The sequence below is a fragment of the Psychroserpens sp. genome (assembly GCF_047633235.1).
Classification (GTDB): Bacteria; Bacteroidota; Bacteroidia; order Flavobacteriales; family Flavobacteriaceae; genus Psychroserpens.
Map to the genome: position 1 here is coordinate 20,724 of NZ_JBLIET010000018.1, position 19,178 is coordinate 39,901.

The 19,178-nt window shown below is 33.6% G+C and carries 21 protein-coding genes; 15 read left to right on the forward strand and 6 right to left on the reverse strand.

Annotation, left to right across the window (positions count from 1 at the left end; genetic code table 11):
- The first annotated feature begins 5 nt into the window (after nt 1–5).
- The gene (locus tag ACJAZK_RS07575) at nt 6–671 is read left to right on the forward strand and encodes a hypothetical protein (protein WP_415223391.1); all 666 of its coding nucleotides are present in this window, start codon (nt 6–8) and stop codon (nt 669–671) included.
- A gap of 21 nt (nt 672–692) precedes the next feature.
- Here the strand turns inward: ACJAZK_RS07575 and ACJAZK_RS07580 are convergent, their stop codons facing one another.
- Nucleotides 693–3,008, reverse strand: a complete 2,316-nt coding sequence (locus ACJAZK_RS07580; RefSeq protein ID WP_415223392.1) for a transglycosylase domain-containing protein — start codon at nt 3,006–3,008, stop codon at nt 693–695.
- A 486-nt stretch (nt 3,009–3,494) separates the two neighbouring features.
- Here ACJAZK_RS07580 and msrB point away from each other — a divergent pair, with 486 nt between their 5' ends.
- The 4 genes from msrB to ACJAZK_RS07600 all read left to right on the forward strand — a co-directional run bounded on the left by msrB (nt 3,495) and on the right by ACJAZK_RS07600 (nt 6,058).
- Complete coding sequence (msrB, locus tag ACJAZK_RS07585) at nt 3,495–3,956, forward strand: peptide-methionine (R)-S-oxide reductase MsrB (protein WP_415223393.1); 462 nt, start codon at nt 3,495–3,497, stop codon at nt 3,954–3,956.
- On the forward strand, nt 3,956–4,507 hold the full coding sequence (gene msrA / locus ACJAZK_RS07590) for a peptide-methionine (S)-S-oxide reductase MsrA (protein WP_415223394.1): 552 nt from the start codon (nt 3,956–3,958) through the stop codon (nt 4,505–4,507). The genes msrB and msrA overlap by 1 nt, the downstream gene beginning before the upstream one ends.
- A gap of 12 nt (nt 4,508–4,519) precedes the next feature.
- Entirely contained in the window at nt 4,520–4,792 is a 273-nt protein-coding gene (locus tag ACJAZK_RS07595) for a glutaredoxin family protein (protein WP_415223395.1), read from the forward strand.
- A 327-nt stretch (nt 4,793–5,119) separates the two neighbouring features.
- Nucleotides 5,120–6,058: an aldo/keto reductase gene (locus ACJAZK_RS07600; protein ID WP_415223396.1), complete on the forward strand. Its 939-nt coding sequence runs from the start codon at nt 5,120–5,122 to the stop codon at nt 6,056–6,058.
- Nucleotide 6,059: 1 nt separating this feature from the next.
- Here the strand turns inward: ACJAZK_RS07600 and ACJAZK_RS07605 are convergent, their stop codons facing one another.
- From ACJAZK_RS07605 to ACJAZK_RS07625, 5 genes are all read right to left on the reverse strand, one after another.
- Nucleotides 6,060–8,009 (reverse strand): protein-disulfide reductase DsbD family protein, encoded by a 1,950-nt coding sequence (locus ACJAZK_RS07605; protein WP_415223397.1) that lies wholly within the window; start codon nt 8,007–8,009, stop codon nt 6,060–6,062.
- Between the two features lie 202 nt (nt 8,010–8,211).
- Entirely contained in the window at nt 8,212–8,610 is a 399-nt protein-coding gene (locus tag ACJAZK_RS07610; RefSeq protein ID WP_415223398.1) for a rhodanese-like domain-containing protein, read from the reverse strand.
- Between the two features lie 13 nt (nt 8,611–8,623).
- Complete coding sequence (locus tag ACJAZK_RS07615) at nt 8,624–8,938, reverse strand: rhodanese-like domain-containing protein (RefSeq protein ID WP_415223399.1); 315 nt, start codon at nt 8,936–8,938, stop codon at nt 8,624–8,626.
- 121 nt (nt 8,939–9,059) lie between these two features.
- Nucleotides 9,060–9,668, reverse strand: a complete 609-nt coding sequence (locus ACJAZK_RS07620; RefSeq protein ID WP_415223400.1) for a thioredoxin family protein — start codon at nt 9,666–9,668, stop codon at nt 9,060–9,062.
- A 16-nt stretch (nt 9,669–9,684) separates the two neighbouring features.
- On the reverse strand, nt 9,685–10,209 hold the full coding sequence (locus ACJAZK_RS07625; protein ID WP_415223401.1) for a TlpA disulfide reductase family protein: 525 nt from the start codon (nt 10,207–10,209) through the stop codon (nt 9,685–9,687).
- 102 nt (nt 10,210–10,311) lie between these two features.
- Here ACJAZK_RS07625 and ACJAZK_RS07630 point away from each other — a divergent pair, with 102 nt between their 5' ends.
- The 10 genes from ACJAZK_RS07630 (at nt 10,312) to ACJAZK_RS07675 (ending at nt 19,150) form a co-directional block, all read left to right on the forward strand.
- Nucleotides 10,312–10,764 carry a MarR family winged helix-turn-helix transcriptional regulator gene (locus tag ACJAZK_RS07630; protein ID WP_415223402.1) on the forward strand — a complete coding sequence of 151 codons (453 nt, stop codon included), beginning with the start codon at nt 10,312–10,314 and terminating at the stop codon, nt 10,762–10,764.
- A gap of 29 nt (nt 10,765–10,793) precedes the next feature.
- Nucleotides 10,794–11,366 (forward strand): YceI family protein, encoded by a 573-nt coding sequence (locus tag ACJAZK_RS07635; RefSeq protein WP_415223403.1) that lies wholly within the window; start codon nt 10,794–10,796, stop codon nt 11,364–11,366.
- Between the two features lie 338 nt (nt 11,367–11,704).
- The gene (locus ACJAZK_RS07640; protein ID WP_415223404.1) at nt 11,705–13,105 is read left to right on the forward strand and encodes an anthranilate synthase component I family protein; all 1,401 of its coding nucleotides are present in this window, start codon (nt 11,705–11,707) and stop codon (nt 13,103–13,105) included.
- A 338-nt stretch (nt 13,106–13,443) separates the two neighbouring features.
- Nucleotides 13,444–14,007: an anthranilate synthase component II gene (locus tag ACJAZK_RS07645; protein ID WP_415223405.1), complete on the forward strand. Its 564-nt coding sequence runs from the start codon at nt 13,444–13,446 to the stop codon at nt 14,005–14,007.
- Between the two features lie 187 nt (nt 14,008–14,194).
- Nucleotides 14,195–15,187, forward strand: coding sequence for an anthranilate phosphoribosyltransferase (gene trpD / locus ACJAZK_RS07650; protein WP_415223406.1), 993 nt, complete (start codon nt 14,195–14,197; stop codon nt 15,185–15,187).
- A 78-nt stretch (nt 15,188–15,265) separates the two neighbouring features.
- Nucleotides 15,266–15,421 carry a hypothetical protein gene (locus tag ACJAZK_RS07655; RefSeq protein WP_415223407.1) on the forward strand — a complete coding sequence of 52 codons (156 nt, stop codon included), beginning with the start codon at nt 15,266–15,268 and terminating at the stop codon, nt 15,419–15,421.
- 1 nt (nt 15,422) lies between these two features.
- Complete coding sequence (gene trpC, locus ACJAZK_RS07660) at nt 15,423–16,208, forward strand: indole-3-glycerol phosphate synthase TrpC (RefSeq protein ID WP_415223408.1); 786 nt, start codon at nt 15,423–15,425, stop codon at nt 16,206–16,208.
- Nucleotides 16,205–16,885 carry a phosphoribosylanthranilate isomerase gene (locus ACJAZK_RS07665; RefSeq protein ID WP_415223409.1) on the forward strand — a complete coding sequence of 227 codons (681 nt, stop codon included), beginning with the start codon at nt 16,205–16,207 and terminating at the stop codon, nt 16,883–16,885. The genes trpC and ACJAZK_RS07665 overlap by 4 nt, the downstream gene beginning before the upstream one ends.
- Nucleotides 16,875–18,056 carry a tryptophan synthase subunit beta gene (gene trpB, locus ACJAZK_RS07670; protein ID WP_415223410.1) on the forward strand — a complete coding sequence of 394 codons (1,182 nt, stop codon included), beginning with the start codon at nt 16,875–16,877 and terminating at the stop codon, nt 18,054–18,056. The genes ACJAZK_RS07665 and trpB overlap by 11 nt, the downstream gene beginning before the upstream one ends.
- On the forward strand, nt 18,056–19,150 hold the full coding sequence (locus ACJAZK_RS07675) for a carbohydrate-binding family 9-like protein (RefSeq protein ID WP_415223411.1): 1,095 nt from the start codon (nt 18,056–18,058) through the stop codon (nt 19,148–19,150). The genes trpB and ACJAZK_RS07675 overlap by 1 nt, the downstream gene beginning before the upstream one ends.
- Nucleotides 19,151–19,178: the final 28 nt, after the last annotated feature.

The window sequence follows — 19,178 nt, forward strand, 5'->3', positions numbered from 1 at the left end:
TTGTTATGAAAAAAATAATCTTAATACTAATAGTCACTATTTTTATGAGCTGCTCTTCAGCTCAATTAGTAAAACGCTGGAAACACCCCGATATTGATACAGATGAGCCTTATAAGGTTTTTGTTGTAGGATTAACTTCAGACGAAGCAGCAAGACAACAGTTTGAAGAAGAACTAAAAGTTGAATTAGAACTCAGAGGTGCTGAAGCTGTCATTAGTTTTGATATCATAGAGGCTACTAAAACTGATAAAATGACGGAGGCCGACTTAGATGCTCTGGAGAGTCAGCTTATTGCCGAGGGGTTTAACACCATGCTACTTACTAAGATCGTAGGTGTTGAAGATAAAACAGCCTATCGTAAAGATTATGAAAATTTTGATGAAACATATCTAAAATTTAAAGATGAGTATTTGGGACATCAAGATGTGTTCTATAATCCTGACTACTATGAGGAATTTAAAATTTATAAAGCAGAAACCTCCATGTATTGTATTTGTCCAACTAAAGACAGAGAACTTATTTGGAAAGGCTATATCAACATCACAGATCCAAGATCTATAGAAAAAACCGTAAATGATTACGTTAGATTAGCTATTGTTGTTCTAGAAGAAGAACAACTAATTAGTCCTCTAGTCATAAAAAAAGAAAAAGCGGAAGACATTATTAATTAGTAAAAAAGGACTAGACAAATCTTATTTATTATCCTTTTCTTTCTTTTTCAAAAACCCAAATAGTCCTCGTTTATTTTTCTTTTTATCGTCTTCGGAAACGGTATCGAACTCACGTTCTTTTTGATCCTTTTTGAACATACGTTTTAAGAATCCATCACGCTTTTCTGCAGCACAAGCTAAGGCATTGAGAACCTCTTCAGTAGGCATTTCAAATTTAGCTTTTGTAATCGTATTGAATTTTTGATCGGCATTCATTTGCTTTAAAAACAAAGCTACTGTTGGTAATGCAGAATTTGCGCCTTGACCAATAGCTGTATTACTAAACCCAATACGATGATCATCATTACCAACCCAAGACAACATAACCAATTTAGGACTAACACCTACAAACCAACCATCTTTATTATTTTGTGTAGTTCCTGTTTTTCCTGCTAAGTCATTTTGGAGTCCGTACTGAGAACGTATCCGTGTTGCTGTTCCCGTATTTATGGTAGACTTCATCATTTCAACCATCAATTGTCGTGTTTCTTTAGAAAAGGCTTCTGGTAAAGTTTCTGTTGTTGCAGGTTCGTAAATAATTGTTCCAAACTTATCTTCAATTTTTGTAATATAGAATGGTTTTGACACGTGGCCTTCATTAGCAAAACTTGTGTATGCGCCAATGAGTTCTAGCATGGACATTTCCGCAGTACCTAAGGCTAAAGAGGGTACTTCTGGTAACACTGAGGTAATTCCCATTTTTCTAGCTTGTGAGATTACAGCGTCAATGCCAACATCCTCGAGTACTTTTACAGCAATTGTGTTAACAGATTCGCTCAATGCCTTCTCAAGCGAATAATTAAGGTGTCTATCCGTTTCTTGTTTTCCACCATTGGTAGGTGTCCAGTTTTTTTGATTGGTATAAGTTATTTCTTTAACTGGATAATAAGCACAAGGGTCAATACCATATTCTAAAGCAGTTGCATAAACTATGGGTTTAAACGCAGAACCAACTTGTCGTTTTGAAACAGACACATGATCATATTTGAAATGTTCAAAATTAATGCCTCCAACATAAGCTTTTATGGCTCCAGATTGAGGATCTACAGCGACAAAACCGGCATTCAAGAATTTTAAATTATGTATCATACTGTCAATTATAGAACCTTCTAAAACAGCATCGTCCTCCCAGGAAAAACCAGTAAACTTAGATGTCACATTTAGGCTATCCAGGATTGCTTTGTCACTCCATTTTTGCCTTTGTAGTGTTTTATAAAGAGGTAAGCTCTTTATTTTATTTGTAATTAATGTTTTGTTTTTTAGCCATGGCGCATTTTTACCGTAGGCATTTTCAAATTGCTTTTGAACTATTTTCATGTGCTGCTGCATCGCGTTTTCAGCATAGCGTTGCATCGTAATATCAAGTGTGGTATGTATTTTTAATCCGTCTTTATATAAGTCGTAAGACGTCTTATTAGTGGCATTTAAACTATCCAATAGTTCCTTAACTTCTAATCGTATTTTCTCTCTAAAATAAGGAGCGACGCCATCAATATGACTAAACTTCCTGTATTCAGTTTCTAATGAAATATCACTTGTTTCCTTTTTTAAAGCGTTATCGATATAATCATACTTTTCCATTTGCTGTAAAACGACATCACGACGTAATTGACTTCGCTCAGGAAACAATCTTGGATTATATCCGTGAGGAGCCTTCAAAGTTCCAACTAAAGTGGCAGATTGCGCTAAACTAAGATTTTTAGTTTTTGCACTAAAAAAGCGTTGGGATGCACTTTCTATTCCAAAGACATTTTCACTAAAGGGTACCGTATTTAAGTATAAGGCAATAATATCTTGCTTTGAATACAAGTTTTCAAAACGCTTAGCCAAAATCATCTCCTTAACTTTATTTACAGGCATTGTAAACCAACCATGGTGACCTCTTCCATAGATGTTTTTAACCAATTGCTGACTAATAGTACTTCCTCCTCCAGAAGAATTATCCTGCATTAAAATAGACTTAAAGACGACACGCAATAAACTCATATAATCCACTCCGTTATGGTCATAGAAACGAGAATCTTCAGTCGCTACCAAGGCATCAACCAAATGCTTAGGTAAATCTTCATACGTTACAATTTGTCTATCAAAAATAAAATATTTACCGAGTAGTTCATTTTCAGCATCTAATAATAAAGACGCTTCTGCTTGTTTAATATCTTTTATATGTTCTTCGGAAGGCAAGGTTCCCCAAAGACCTATATATACAGAAAACCAAAATAAGGCAAGTGCAGAAAACCCTAAAGCAATAGTGTATAACAAACGTTTAAGCCATTTAGACTTGAGAGTGAAGTTCATAAACAGTTTTAGTTAGTTCTCCTTTATATACGTGTGAAATGCATGAATAGACGTTACTGTTTTATTTAAGAACAAACCTATTTATCTTTATGAGATACCAAATTGTAAAATAGTACCCTCAAATTATACATCATAGAATTTACTTTTTAGTGGTAGTAATAATGGCTAACGCTTTGACTGTAAAAATAGGTTTAAAATCATAGTACGAAGACCTCGTGTGGCGCTGTAAAAATAGATGAAGCATCTTGAAACAAATCACCGTCAAAGATAATTTATAGCTTTTTATTGGTTATCCTCTAGTCTTGAGACTTAACTATGTGATAGAAGACAAACTTTATAATGTTATAACCTAGTTTTATGATTTTATAAAGAAACCTTAACGATTTATCTCGTAAATTTATAGTGAACTTTTTTTTGTAATAAACTGGAATCATTCACGACTTATATTAAGGTTAAACAATTAATTAAAATAGAAAGAATACGACTATGTTAACTTGGAAAGAAATCATAAACTTCTCCGTAAAAGGAAACCCTATACCAGACCGTAGAGTTGAAAAGACAGACGCTGAATGGCGTCAACAATTAACTCCAGAACAATTTAGAATTGCGCGTCAAAAAGGCACAGAACGACCATATAGTGGAGAACTGTGTAGTATCTACGATGAAGGACAATACAACTGTATTTGTTGTGACACTCCTTTATTTGATTCCACTATTAAATTTGAATCTGGATCTGGCTGGCCTAGTTTCACGCAGCCTATTGCACCTAATGCGATTAAATACCATAAAGATTCATCTCTTGGGATGGTTCGAGTTGAAGTCATGTGCAATACTTGTGATGGCCACTTAGGTCATGTATTTCCTGATGGACCAGAGCCAAGCGGATTGCGCTATTGTATTAATTCTGAATCTATGACACTAGATTCTAAAGTGGAAGAAACAAAATAATGGAAAATAAAAAATTAGAACAATTAACCGTTGGATGCGGTTGCTTTTGGTGTATCGAAGCAGTTTATGACCATGTAAAAGGGGTTGGAAAAATAGTTTCTGGATATAGTGGAGGAACTGTTCCAGGAAGACCTACCTATAGAGAAATATGCTCGGGACTAACTGGTCATGCCGAAGTAGTTCAAGTCACTTTTGATGCGAATGTTATTTCGTATAAAGATTTACTAATCATTTTTATGACGAGTCATGATCCAACTACGCTAAACCGTCAAGGCGCAGATGTAGGCTCGCAGTATCGGTCTGTTATTTTCTGTCATAATGATGCTCAAAAAGAAATTGCAGAAGTTGTCGTAAAAGAAATAGCGCCCTATTTCGAAAACCCTATCGTAACGGAGGTTAGTGAACTAGGCGAGTTTTTTGAAGCAGAAGCTGAACATCAAAATTTCTATAACAATAATAAAAGACAAGGCTATTGCACTTATGTAATTGAACCTAAGCTCACAAATCTTAGAAAATTACATGCTGACAAATTGAAGAATCGTGTTGCATAAACAGTAGACATATTGAATGAAAAACAGACTGTTCCAACAATAAAAATTTATGGTGCAAAGAGATGCCATAAAACGCAATTTTATATCAATTTATTGGATGAAACTAAATTGCAATATTCGTTTTTAGATGTTGAAACTAATGAGGACCACGCATTAGAATTGCGTGGTCTTTATGCACATAGAAAACTGAACTTCCCTGCAATTACTATAGGTTCCAAAAAATTAAGAAATCCAAGTATTCAAGAACTTAAGAAATGGCTAAAGAAGTTAATTCCTAATCATTAAATAGAATCATTATTTTAACGTATCAATTAATTCAAAACCCATAAAACATATGGTACTAATAGATAACATTAGAACCTATTTTAATAAAAAAGAAACGACAAAACCATAGAATCAGCACCTGAAGGGATTTGCCTAAATTGTTGGGGAAAGGAAGAATGGGATAATGAGTTTTATGAGATGATGAAAGGCAGTAAAAATGACAAACGAGATAACACCTATAATAACTTTATTAATAAGATTGTAGAGACTAACATTTCTGGAATCACAATCCATAAAGGTACGTACACTTGTGCAACGTGTCAAGTTAAATATGATCACAATTATTAAATGACTAAAACTCAAATAGGATTAGGATTAGCAGCATTAGGACGACCTGATTATATCAATATTAGACAAAATAATAATATTGACAAATCAAAAATTGCGTTTAAGAATAACGCCTTTAACGTGATGGACTTTGCGTACAAGAATGGTGTTCGTTATTTCGACACGGCGCCATCTTATGGCTTAGGGGAAGCGTTCTTATTAGATTGGAAAAACTCAAGACAACACAAAGACGTTCTGTTATCTACAAAATGGGGCTATACCTATGTAGCGAACTGGGAATTTGGCTTTCAAGGAAAACATGAAATCAAAGAACACTCCTTATTGAAGCTTAATGAGCAATGGAAAACATCTAAAGCACTTTTTCCGCAATTAAAAATATATCAAGTACATTCTGCTACTTTAGAGAGTGGCATTTTAAAAGACAACTCTATACATGAGCGCCTGTTTCAGTTAAAAAAAGAATATGGATTACAAATAGGGATTACAACTAGTGGTTCTAATCAGTCTGAAATTTTAAATAGCGCAAAAGACATCGCAGTAAAAAACGACTTACTTTTTGACAGCTTTCAAGTCACATACAATGTGTTTGAACAATCCACTTTTAACACCTTACAACAACTTAAAGCTATGGGCAAAACAATTATTATCAAAGAAGCTTTAGCCAACGGACGAGTATTTACCAACGAACACGCTAAAAAGAAATTAGAAACACTCTCAAAAACATATGATGTTGGTGTGGATGCTATAGCTCTGCGATTTATTATAGACACGTTGCAACCAAATGTGGTCTTAAGTGGTGCATCAACTTCCAATCATCTGAATCAAAACTTAAAAGCACTTGATTTTAAATTATTATCTAAAGATCTCGAACTTCTAAAAACCTTAACAATAGGTTCTAAAGCCTATTGGGACGAAAGAAGTGATTTGACCTGGAATTAGTTTATTCCTCAAACTTATCAATCCCATCACTCAACCAACTAAAATAGGCATCAGCATCTGGCGTATAGGCCACAGGAGGGTTTAGATTGTTCTCATCATGATCTATCAACACATAATAAGGTTGTGTATTTGTTTTATATTTTATAGTTTGAAGTTCACTCCATTTTTGACCTATATTTCTTAATTTTTTACCTAGTTTCAATTTAGAATCCGGAGCTTCACCTTCTGGAAAACCTGTTTTTTGATCAACATAGAGAGAAATTAATACCACATCGTTCTTAAGCTTCTCAAGTACTTTAGGAACTACCCAAACTTGTTGTTCCATCTTACGACAGTTCACACATGCCCAACCTGTGAAGTCAATCATTACTGGCTTTCCAACTTTTTTAGCGTATGTTAATCCTTTATCATAATCATTAAATGCCAAAATATCGTGTGGCGCTAATAAATGTGCCCCGTCAGGAATATCTTTATTTTGATTGGCAACAATACCCCCTCCTGTTTTCGAGTTTCCTACACCATAAGGTGATTCGCTATAATCTAAAGGTGGTGGGAATGCACTAATTAAATTTAAAGGTGCTCCCCAAAGTCCTGGAATCATATAAACGGTAAATGATAATGTCAATAACCCTAAAAATAATCTTCCTACGGAAATGTTCTTCAACGGAGAATCGTGCGGTAATTGGATTTTACCAAAGAGATACAAAGTCAATGCTCCAAATATAGCTATCCATATTGCGATAAAGACTTCTCTTTCTAACCAATGTAATTGCAATACTAAATCAGCTTGAGATAAGAATTTAAAAGCAAAAGCTAATTCTAAAAACCCTAAAACCACTTTTACTGTATTTAACCATCCTCCAGATTTTGGGAGCGAATTCATCCAACCTGGAAATGCTGCAAATAATCCAAAAGGTAATGCCAGAGCTAACGAAAATCCGAGCATACCTATCATAGGCGCTAGACCCCCTTCGGATGCAGAAAGCACTATAATATTCCCTACAAAAGGACCTGTACAAGAAAAGGACACAATTGCTAAAGCTAAAGCCATAAAAAAGATACCTGTATATCCTCCACTATCTGCTTTTCTATCAATTTTGTTTGCCCATGAATTGGGTAGCATAATTTCAAATGCGCCTAAAAAAGAAACTGCAAAAATCACAAGTATCGCAAAGAAAACAAGATTAAATTCGACACTTGTAGAAAATTCATTAATTGCGCTGGCTCCAAAAATTGCGACAACTCCTGTTCCTAGAATTACATAAATTACAATAATGCATAAACCATAAACAACAGCATTTTTGATACCTTCTGCTTTTGTTTTACTTTGTTTGGTAAAAAAGCTAACAGTCATAGGAATCAAAGGAAATACACAAGGTGTAAATAAGGCAATAAATCCGGCTCCTAAACCTAAAATAAAAATGGTCCATAAGCCCTCTTTACGGCCTTCATTTTCAGAAGACAAAGAATTTGTTAAACCTTTTTTTGCATCTACACTCTTAGTTATATCAAAACGTAAGTCTATATACTCCGGAGCCAAGCATTTCTCGTCGTCACAAGCCATGAATTCTACTTCTCCTTCAACGATAGATAACTCTTGATTTAAAACTTTGATACGTTGTCTAAATTCTGCTTTATCTTCAAAGAACTTAATTTTCATTAGAAAAACTGGATCATCAACAGTATGCCCTTCTTCTTCTTGTGTTGTCCCGCTTAATTCATAATCAGTAGTTGCTTTATAAATAAATGTTGTAGGTATTGGACCGTCATCTGGTACACTTTGAGAATACAAGTGCCAACCGTCATCTACAGCAGCTGTAGAAATTAGGTCGTATTCGGTATCTGATATTTTTTCAACAGAAGTTTCCCATTTAACAGGCTCTAATACTTGAGCGTTTGTAGTAAGAGAAAACACAAGTAAACCACAAAGTGTAATGATTAAGTTTTTCATTTGAAATAATTAGGTTAGTGATGTAACTATTGTAGTTAAACGCAAATACAAGGTATTACTTACAATACCACATAAAATAAGTTGGCTATTGAAAGCTGCTAAATTAGAAAAAACAAAGGAATTAAGCGGTAGCAATTGGACTTGATTGACAAATATCAATTTATGTCATAAAAAAACCGAACTAAAGTTCGGTTTATAATTTTTATTCGAAAGCTTTGATTTCATATCCAGAAAATTTCCATTGGGTAATTCCCCCTTTTAAATCGTAGATTTTTATAAAGCCAGCTTCTTTAAGTTTTTTAGAACATTTCCCACTGCGTATGCCCGATTTACAATAGACCATTATTGGTTTTGATTTATCCAACTTAACCAAATCCTCTTCAAAGGTTGGTGACGTATAATCAATGTTTTGTGCTTGTTCAATAAAACCAGTCTTATATTCTTCTAGTGTTCTTACATCTACAAGCTGTATGTCTTCTAATTCTAATAGCTCTTGCATTTCTTCTGCAGAAACCATTACAACTTCGGTTTGTGTTGCGTCCTTGCAACTAAATGCAAATGCAAAAAGAGCGAAACAGTAAATGAGTACTTTATTTTTCATTGTGATTGTTTTTTTAAATTGAAGCAACTTCACCTTGCCAATCGGTAAAACCTCCAATAAGATTATATGCGCTTTTAAAACCCAACTGATTCATAACACCACAAGCTTGACCACTTCGACCACCAGACTTACAATACACATAATAGTTTTTGGTTTTATCTAATTTTTCAATGTCATCGATAAATCCTTGACCTTTATAAATATCAATTGCAATAGCGTTAGGTATGATACCTTGTGCTACTTCTTCTGGTGTTCTTACATCTAAAATGACTGCGTTTTCATCTGCAGATAATTTAGAGGTCCATTCGTGTTGTGTTAAATCAGCCATAGTTCTTTTTACATCAATAATCATGCAAATTTAACATTTCGTTATGGAAACTTTACATTATAGACAATAAAAAACCCGAAGTGTTACACTTCGGATCGTTAAATTTAAAAACAGAAGGCGTTTAAACCTTTATAGAACAACCAATAGCTCTGGTTTTTGTCTCACTAACTTCTTTTCCATCTAACAACGCATTTACCGCATCTTCAGCATAGATTTTAGTCACTGCACTTGCATCCTGATAATTATCATCAATAGCACCAATATATTTTACTTGAGGTCCATTTTTAGTTTTCTTTAATATATAAATATGAGGTGTTTTTGTCGCTCCATATTGTGGATATATTTTTTGTCCCTTATCCATTAAATAAGGAAATGTAAAACCTTTTGCCTTCGCTCTTGCTTTCATCGCTGCCATATTATCTCCAGGTTTGACGTCTGTATTATTTGGCATAATCGCAATCACAGGATAACCTTTAGCTGCATATTTTTTATTTAATTCTTCTACTCTATCTTCATAAGCTACTGCGTAAGGACACGTATTGCATGTAAATACAATAATAAAGCCTTTAGCATCATTATAATCTGCCATAGACACCATAGTGCCATCAATATTTTCTAATTCAAAATCTGTAGCAATATCACCAATATCATATCCAGTGCCTGCAGTTGTAAAGGCAGAAGCTGTTACAAATACAACCAATACTAAAAGTGTTTTAAGTGTGTTTTTCATGTGTTTATTTTTAGTGTTATTTTATAAATTGTTTCAATTCAGTTTCTAATTCTCGATAATTAAACGAACGCTCGTAAAACGCCTCTCTATTCTTATTATATATAAGGGTAGCTGGTATTGCTCCAGACCAATCTTTATTTACTTTAGGAATCCAGGTGTTTGAGTCCAGATCATTTAAAATGACAACCTCACTTCTAAAACCTCTTTTCTTTAAGAAAGGAACGAGCTTTGTTTCTATTTGCTTCGGAAAATCTAAACTCACCAAAACAACTTCAACATTTTTAATTTTATAATTAGTATTTAACGCTTCGAAATACGGTAATTCTTTCACGCAAGGTGCACACCATGTGGCCCAGAAATTTATAACATATGTGTTACCGTCTTTCTTTGAGTTGAGATAAGATTCAAGTTCATTAAAATCAAACACTTTTAATCCTGTAGTGGATGTGGTACTATTATTTTCTTGAGAAGTAGGCACCTGAGCGGTTACATTTCCGAAGTAAAAAAAGACAAGCATTAAAAATAGAAGTTTCACATTCATGTTCTAAATTTAAGTATCAAAAAACAGACATTTATAAATTTAACAAAATATTAGAATCTATATCATAAAAATAAATTACATTTGTATATACAACTATGGTACATGAAAGAGTTAAATGTTAAATTAAAAACCAGTGCTATTTTACCTTTAGCCAGCCAAACTGTAATTAATTTGCTTTTAACCAATATTACAATTAAAACTGAATTGATGAGTGTTTTAAAACCTCATGAATTATCTCTCGAACAATTTAATGTATTACGCATTTTAAGAGGTCAAAAAGGAAACCCTCTTAATTTACAAGATATACAAGAACGTATGGTTAGTAAAATGAGCAACACAACTAGGCTCATTGACAAGTTGATATTAAAAGATTTTGTAAAACGTACAGAATGTAAAAAAAATAGAAGAAAAATTGAGGTTTACATCACGGCTAGTGGTCTCGACAAATTATTAGAGTTAGACGCTCTTATAAATGATGCAGAAGTAAGAGTGACCTCGAAATTAACAATTATTGAATTAGAAGAATTAAACAGATTACTAAATAAAATACAATAAACCTTAAAATAAATTAAACCACAAAAATAATGAAAAAGAACATTTTTAAATCAGCAACTATTGTAGTACTAGCGCTATCATTTGCATCGTTTACTACCCTTCTAAAAAAAGAATTAAAAGTTAAAACATCAACTATCACTTGGAAAGGATATAAAGTTACCGGATCACATGAAGGTAATATAACCTTAAACGATGGTTCACTTATATTTGAAAACGACAAATTGGTTGGTGGAAACTTCTCTATCGATATGACATCAATAACCGTTACCGACTTAGAAGCTGGACAAGGCAAAGAAAAATTAGAAGGACATTTAAAATCTGATGATTTCTTCGGAATTAAAAATCATCCCAATGCTAGTTTTGTAATCACAAAGGTAGAAGGAGAAAAAGGCGCTTATAAAGTAACAGGAGATTTGACCATTAAATCAAAAACGAATTCTATGACTATTAATATGAGTATTGCAGACAATACAGCCACTGCAAACCTTAAAGTAGATCGTTCTAAATTTGATGTAAGATATGGTTCTCCGACCTTCTTTAATGATTTAAAAGACAAAGCTATCTACGACGAGTTTGACTTAAATGTATCCTTAAAGTTTTAATATTCAAACAAATTAATAGCAATATTTGAAGAAAAAGATTTCAAAATTATTAGAAATCTTTTTCTTTTCATCAAATTAAGTTTGAAAACTAAATTATGATGTATATCTTTGAACTTTACAAAAATTATGAACATAAATTTAAATCATACTTGGTGGTGGAACTCTCGAAACTCAAACGTCGTGAACTAACCCTATAGGTATATTTAAAACTAAATATAAAAGAGGCTTGTCATTCACGACAAGCCTCTTTTCATTTTCTGCTGAAACCGCTTTAGCGAAATTAATACAACATAAATAAAAACTCTTTCTGCTTTAAAGAAAGGATTTATAAAAAATAAATGAAAACATTTAGTCTATACACCCATTACAAGAAAATACTAGCAGACACTATTACACCTGTAAGTATTTACCTTAAAATAAGAGACAAATTCCCAAATAGTATTCTATTAGAGAGCAGTGATTATCATGCTAGCGACAATAGTTTTTCGTACATCTGTTTTAATCCTATTGCATCTATTAAAGTAGATAAGGATATCATTGAACAGCATTATCCTGATGGCAGCTCTAAAACCAATAGTGCTTTAAATATTTCTGTTACCGAGGAAATTCACAAGTTTACAAAACGATTTAAAGTAAACTCTGATGAAGAATTTAAGTTTATTAATAATGGGATTTTTGGATACACAGCCTATGATGCTGTTAAATATTTTGAAGATATTGAAATTAGTAAAAAACCAGATTCTTTAGATATTCCAGATATCTATTATGCGGTTTATCAAAACATCATTGCCATTAATCACTTTAAAAATGAAGCCTATGTTTTTGCACATTGTTTCGACACAGAAAATAATATTGATGAAGTGTTGCAACTCATAAGTTCTAAAAACTTTGCCTCTTATACTTTTAAAACAGATTCTGATATTTCATCAAACCTTACAGATGACGAATACAAGAGTCAAGTAGATTTAGCAAAGAAACATTGTGCTAGAGGAGATGTATTCCAATTAGTACTGTCCAAAAAATTCTCACAAGGTTTTAAAGGTGATGAGTTCAATGTCTACAGAGCATTGCGAAGTATCAACCCTTCACCTTACCTGTTTTATTTTGACTACGGAAATTTTAAAATCTTTGGGAGCTCGCCAGAAGCACAACTTGTAGTCAATAAATCTATTGCAGAAATTCATCCCATCGCAGGAACATTTAAAAGAACAGGAAACGATGAAGAAGATCAAAAACTCGCAAAACAACTCGCAGAAGATGAGAAAGAAAATGCGGAACATGTTATGCTAGTTGATTTAGCCAGAAATGATTTAAGTCGACATGGAAGTCAAGTAAAAGTAGAAACATACAGAGAAGCACAGTTCTTTTCTCATGTGATTCATTTAGTGAGCAAAGTGACTGGAAAGGTGCATGACAAAATTCCAACTATGCAGGTTGTTGCAGATACATTTCCTGCTGGAACCTTAAGTGGTGCACCAAAACATAGTGCGATGCAATTGATCGAAAAATATGAAAAAACGAGTAGAGCTTTTTATGGTGGAGCTATAGGTTTCATGGATTTTAACGGTAATTATAATCACGCGATTATGATAAGAACCTTTATGAGTAAAAACCATGAACTGCATTGGCAAGCAGGCGCAGGACTGGTATCAAAATCAGTTCCAGAAAATGAGTTACAAGAGGTATATAACAAATTAGGTGCTTTAACAAAAGCAATTGAAATGGCAGAAGATATTTAGCAAAAAATCAACAAAAAAGAACATTGGGAATAACAAAACATGGTAAAAATTCGAGTCCCAAATCAATTTAAAGAATTGAACCTTGAAATGCAGAATTAATGAGAGAAGGAATAGAGATGCCAAGCGAAGCTTACAGCACATAATACTGAAAGCGAATGATGCTTTAGCAATTTCCTCATTTCAATATGAAGTTTTGGTTTTGTATTTATTTTAAAATGTCTACCAGACATTTTAAAATAAATAGTGTTTCAAGACAAAATGAACGTAAGAAGAAGAAGATTTCTGCTTTCGCAGGAATGAAGTTTAACAAATAGATACCTGCTTTCGCAGGCATTAGTATGAAAGTATTAGTAATAGATAACTACGACAGTTTTACATATAACTTGGTGCACTATTTAGAAGATTTAAATTGTGACGTCACCGTAAAACGTAATGACAAACTCACGCTTGAAGAAGTAGATGCTTTTCACAAGATTTTACTGTCACCTGGACCAGGAATTCCTGATGAAGCTGGATTACTAAAAGCTATCATTGCCAAATATGCACCCAACAAAAGTATTTTAGGTGTTTGCCTTGGTCAACAGGCAATTGGTGAAGTTTTTGGAGGTTCACTTATTAATTTAGAAGACGTCTATCATGGAGTAGCCACTAAAGTTGAGATTACTGTTGACGATGAACAACTATTTAATAATATGGATAAGACTATAGAAGTAGGTCGTTACCACTCGTGGGTTGTCAATCCAAATTTACCAGAAGTTTTAGAAGCGACTTCTGTTGATAGCAACGGACAAATAATGTCACTGAGACATAAAATCTATGATGTTAAAGGTGTGCAATATCATCCAGAAAGTGTGTTAACGCCTAATGGAAAGCAAATTTTGGAGAACTGGATTAAGAGCTAGTAGGCTCTATTCAGTCACAATACGTAGTGCCTACTCAGATAACTGAGAAGTAATACACCTAAAAAATGTCTTCGCTTATTTCTTGTGAAGATAAATTTGATTCCAATAAAGGAATTAAAAATGGAAGGGTTGATTAAGAAAAAAGATAGTCGAACTAAAGAGATTCCCATTTTTGTGGAAAACAAATATGAAACACATACTAAACAGATTAACAAACCACGAAAGCATCTCTAGTCAAGAAGCAAAAAATGTATTGGTTGATATTTCCGAAGGAAAATACAACCAAAGCCAGATAGCATCTTTTCTTACTATTTATATGATGCGAAGTATCACTTTAGAGGAATTACAAGGGTTTCGTGATGCTTTATTAGAACTTTGTATTCCAATCGATTTATCAGATTTTAATACTATAGATTTATGCGGAACAGGTGGTGACGGAAAAGACACATTTAACATCTCAACCCTGTCTTCTTTCGTTACTGCTGGAGCAGGAGTAAAAGTAGCTAAGCACGGAAATTACGGAGTGTCTTCAGCATCTGGCTCCTCTAACGTTATGGAAGCTTTAGGTATCCACTTCTCAAATAAATCAGATTTTTTAAAATACGCTATAGACCAAGCAGGAATATGTGTGTTACATGCACCTTTATTTCATCCTGCAATGAAAAACGTGGCTCCAATTCGTAAGGAATTAGGTGTTAAAACCTTTTTTAATATGTTGGGACCAATGGTAAACCCCTCATTTCCTAAAAATCAAATAGTAGGTGTTTTTAATTTAGAATTACAGCGTATTTACGGTTATCTATATCAAAATACAGACAAGAACTATAGCATCGTACACACCATAGACGGTTATGATGAGATTTCTTTAACAGGAAATACGAAAATAATTTCAAATGCAACTGAGACAATGTTAAGTCCAACAGATTTAAATGTTGATCAAATAAAACAATCAGAAATCTTTGGAGGATCAACAGTAAAAACTGCTGCTAAGATTTTCAAAAACATAATTAATGGAAAAGGTACAGATGCTCAAAATAATGTCGTTTATGCCAATGCTGGGTTAGCAATTGCTACCGTAAAAGAAATATCACATCAAGACGGGTTTCAGTTAGCAAAAGAAAGTTTAGAAAGCGGTAGAGCAAAAGCAAGTTTAGAACGATTAATAGAAATGAGTCGTTAGGAGTTAAAAAAATAACATTGGGATAAAAACAAAACACAGTAAAAGTTCGAGTCCCAAATCAATTCGTAGAATTGAATCTTGAAATACAGAAATAATGAACGATGGAACGAAGATGCCAAGCGAAGCTTTAAGCATGTAATTCCAGAAGAGAATGTTCCGCAGGAATTTCCTCATTTCAATATGATCTTTTGGTTCGCTTTGCATCAAGGCAAAGTGAACAGAAACAAAAAATAGAATGGATATATTACAAAAAATAGTAAACGATAAACGCATTGAGGTTAGTCTTCGCAAGCGACTCATTCCTGTCAAGCAGTTAGAGCAATCTATTCTGTTTGAAAGAGAAACAATATCATTAGCAAAAAAGCTTAAAGAAAGCGATACTGGAATCATCGCAGAACACAAAAGACGTTCGCCTTCAAAACAAGTTATCAATCATGATTTAAATGTATTTGATGTTGCTAGAGGTTATGAAAACGGAGGTGTTTGCGGGATATCTGTATTGACAGACGGCAAATACTTTGGAGGAAGTCTTGACGATCTTTTAACAGCAAGAGCAAGTTGTAATTTGCCTTTATTACGTAAAGAGTTCATCATTGATGACTATCAAATTATAGAAGCAAAAGCTTATGGTGCTGATGTTATTTTACTTATTGCTTCCATTTTAACTAGGGCAGAAATCAAACAGTTTTCAGAATTAGCTAAGCAATTACATCTAGACGTATTACTTGAAATTCACAATGAGGACGAGCTACATAAATCCATTATGCCAAGTTTAGACATGCTAGGCGTCAACAATAGAAACTTAAAAACTTTTGAAGTCAACTTGGATACCAGCAAGCAATTGTGTGAACTCATCCCAAATGATTTTATAAAAGTATCAGAAAGCGGGATTAGCAGTATTGAAGCCATTAAAACATTACAGCCTTACGGTTATAAAGGCTTTTTAATTGGAGAGAATTTCATGAAAACGGATGATGCAGGAGAAAGTGCTGCACAATTTATAAAAGACTTAGAACGATGAAACTAAAAATCTGCGGAATGAAATACAAAGATAATATAACCGAAGTTGCACAGCTGCAACCCGATTATCTAGGCTTTATATTCTACGAGAAATCAAGTCGGTTTTTTGATGGAGATATTCCGGAGTTACCACATTCAATTAAAAAAGTTGGCGTGTTTGTTAATGCTTCAGTACCCGATATATTAAAAAAAATTAAAAATCATAATTTACAAGCGATACAACTTCACGGAGAGGAATCAGCCAGTTTTTGTGCAGAATTGAAGTTGATGTGTCATACTGAGCGTAGTCTAAGTGCTAACGAAGAATCTTACAATGAGATTCATATGTCCTCAGAAATACCAGAAATCATAAAAGTATTTAGTATCAAAGACAAGTTTGATTTCTCAATATTGAAACCTTTTGAAGAGGTCTGCGATTACTTTTTGTTTGATACTAAAGGCAAACTACCAGGAGGAAATGGTTACACATTTAATTGGGATGTTTTAAAAGAATATCCATCGACCAAACCTTTCTTTTTAAGCGGTGGCATTGGGTTAAATGAAACTGAGAAACTAAAAGATTTCAAAAACACAGATGCTTCAAAATATTGCTACGCTGTAGACGTAAATAGTAAATTTGAAATTGAACCAGGATTGAAAAATAATAAAGAATTAAAAACATTTAAAAATGAGCTATAACATTAACGAAAAGGGATATTACGGAGAATTTGGTGGTGCATACATTCCAGAAATGCTCTATCCTAACATTGAAGAATTACGCCAAAAGTATTTAACAATAACCGCAGATCCTTCTTTCCAAGAAGAGTTCCACCAGTTATTAAAGGATTATGTTGGTCGTCCTACTCCACTGTATTTTGCGAAAAGGCTTTCAGAAAAATACAACACAAAAATTTACCTCAAACGAGAGGACTTAAACCATACTGGAGCCCACAAGATCAATAATACTGTTGGACAAATTTTACTCGCACAACGTTTGGGCAAAACTAGAATCATTGCAGAAACCGGTGCAGGACAACATGGAGTTGCTACTGCAACCGTTTGTGCACTAATGGGTATAGAATGTATCGTTTATATGGGAGAAGTTGATATTGCGAGACAAGCACCTAACGTAGCACGTATGAAAATGCTAGGCGCTAAGGTGGTACCTGCATTATCAGGTAGCCGCACTCTAAAAGATGCTACAAATGAAGCGATGCGCGATTGGATTAACAATCCCGTAAACACACATTATATTGTTGGTAGCGTTGTAGGTCCTCACCCCTATCCAGATATGGTAGCTCGTTTTCAAGCCATAGTTTCAGAAGAAATCAAAAGCCAGTTACTAGAAAAAGAAGGTACAGAAAACCCAGATTATCTCATTGCCTGCGTTGGCGGAGGTAGTAATGCTGCTGGTACTTATTATCATTATTTAGACAATGAAGAGGTCAAATTAATAGCTGTTGAAGCTGCAGGAAAAGGAATAGATTCTGGTGAAAGTGCAGCGACATCTGTTTTAGGAAAAGAAGGTATTATTCATGGTAGTAAAACCTTATTGATGCAAACCCAAGATGGACAAATTACGGAGCCTTACTCTATTTCGGCAGGTTTAGATTATCCAGGAGTTGGACCCATGCATGCCAATTTATATAAAACTGGTCGTGCAGAATTTATAGCTATTACAGATGATGAAGCGATGACTGCTGGTTTAGAATTATCTCAACTAGAAGGTATTATTCCTGCTATAGAAACCTCACATGCTTTAGCCGTTTTTGAGCACAAAAAATTTAAACCAGATGATGTAATCGTTCTTAATTTATCAGGCCGAGGTGATAAAGATTTACAAAACTATATAGATTATTTTAAACTCTAATGAAACACCTTATTCACATCTGTATTGGAATTGTATTTTTTGCTTGTCACGCTCAGGATAAAGCTAAAGCAATTGATGTGTCTGTAATTCAATCAATTGTGATACCGAAACACTACCTTATACCTAAGACATCTGAGAATATAACTGTCGATGGAAAAGCATCAGAGTTAAGCTGGAAAAACGCCGGTTTTACAGATTTATTTATCGATATCGAAGGAGTTAAAGTGCCAAAGTATAAGACAAAAACAAAAATGCTTTGGGATGATCAATTTATATATGTGTATGCTGAACTCTCTGAACCTCATATTTGGGGAACATTAAAGCAAAGAGACACCATCATATACTACAATAATGATTTTGAAGTATTTATTGACCCATCTCAGACAGGTATTGGTTATGGTGAAATAGAAATAAATGCTTTAAATACCGTTTGGGATTTATATTTAAATAAACCATACCGAATAGGTGGACATGCCAACTTTGAATGGAATTTAAATGAACTAAAATCAGCGGTACAAATTCACGGATCATTAAACAACCCTAATGATATTGATTCATTGTGGACCGTAGAAATAGCAATTCCTTTAAAACCATTAATAGCTCTAAAAAACAGACCCAAATCTTTACCAAAAGAAGGAGAACAGTGGCGAATTAATTTTTCTAGAGTGCAATGGGACCATGATATTATTGATGGCAAATATTACAGAAAAAAAGAAGATAATAAGTTTTCACCAGAGTACAATTGGGTATGGAGTAATCAAAAAGTAATCAATATGCATGAACCTGAAAAATGGGGTATATTACAATTTACTGAAAAATCAACAGCACAAGGTGTACCCTACATAAAAGATGAAGATTTACTCATCAAACAAACGATATTTGCTCTATTTAGGAAAACAAGATATAAGAGTTTAAAGTATTTATTAGATGAAGAACAAGGCAGCAAAAAAGAATTGAATGTTACGATGTCAGGAGATAATTCTGTAAAAGCCATTTTTCATAAAACCTTATTTGGATTTGAATATAAAATTAAAAGCCCAATTACAGATATTATATACATCATTAATCAAGAAGGCACCTTAAAAAAATTATGAAACGAGCATGTTCAAAATTTTGTCACCC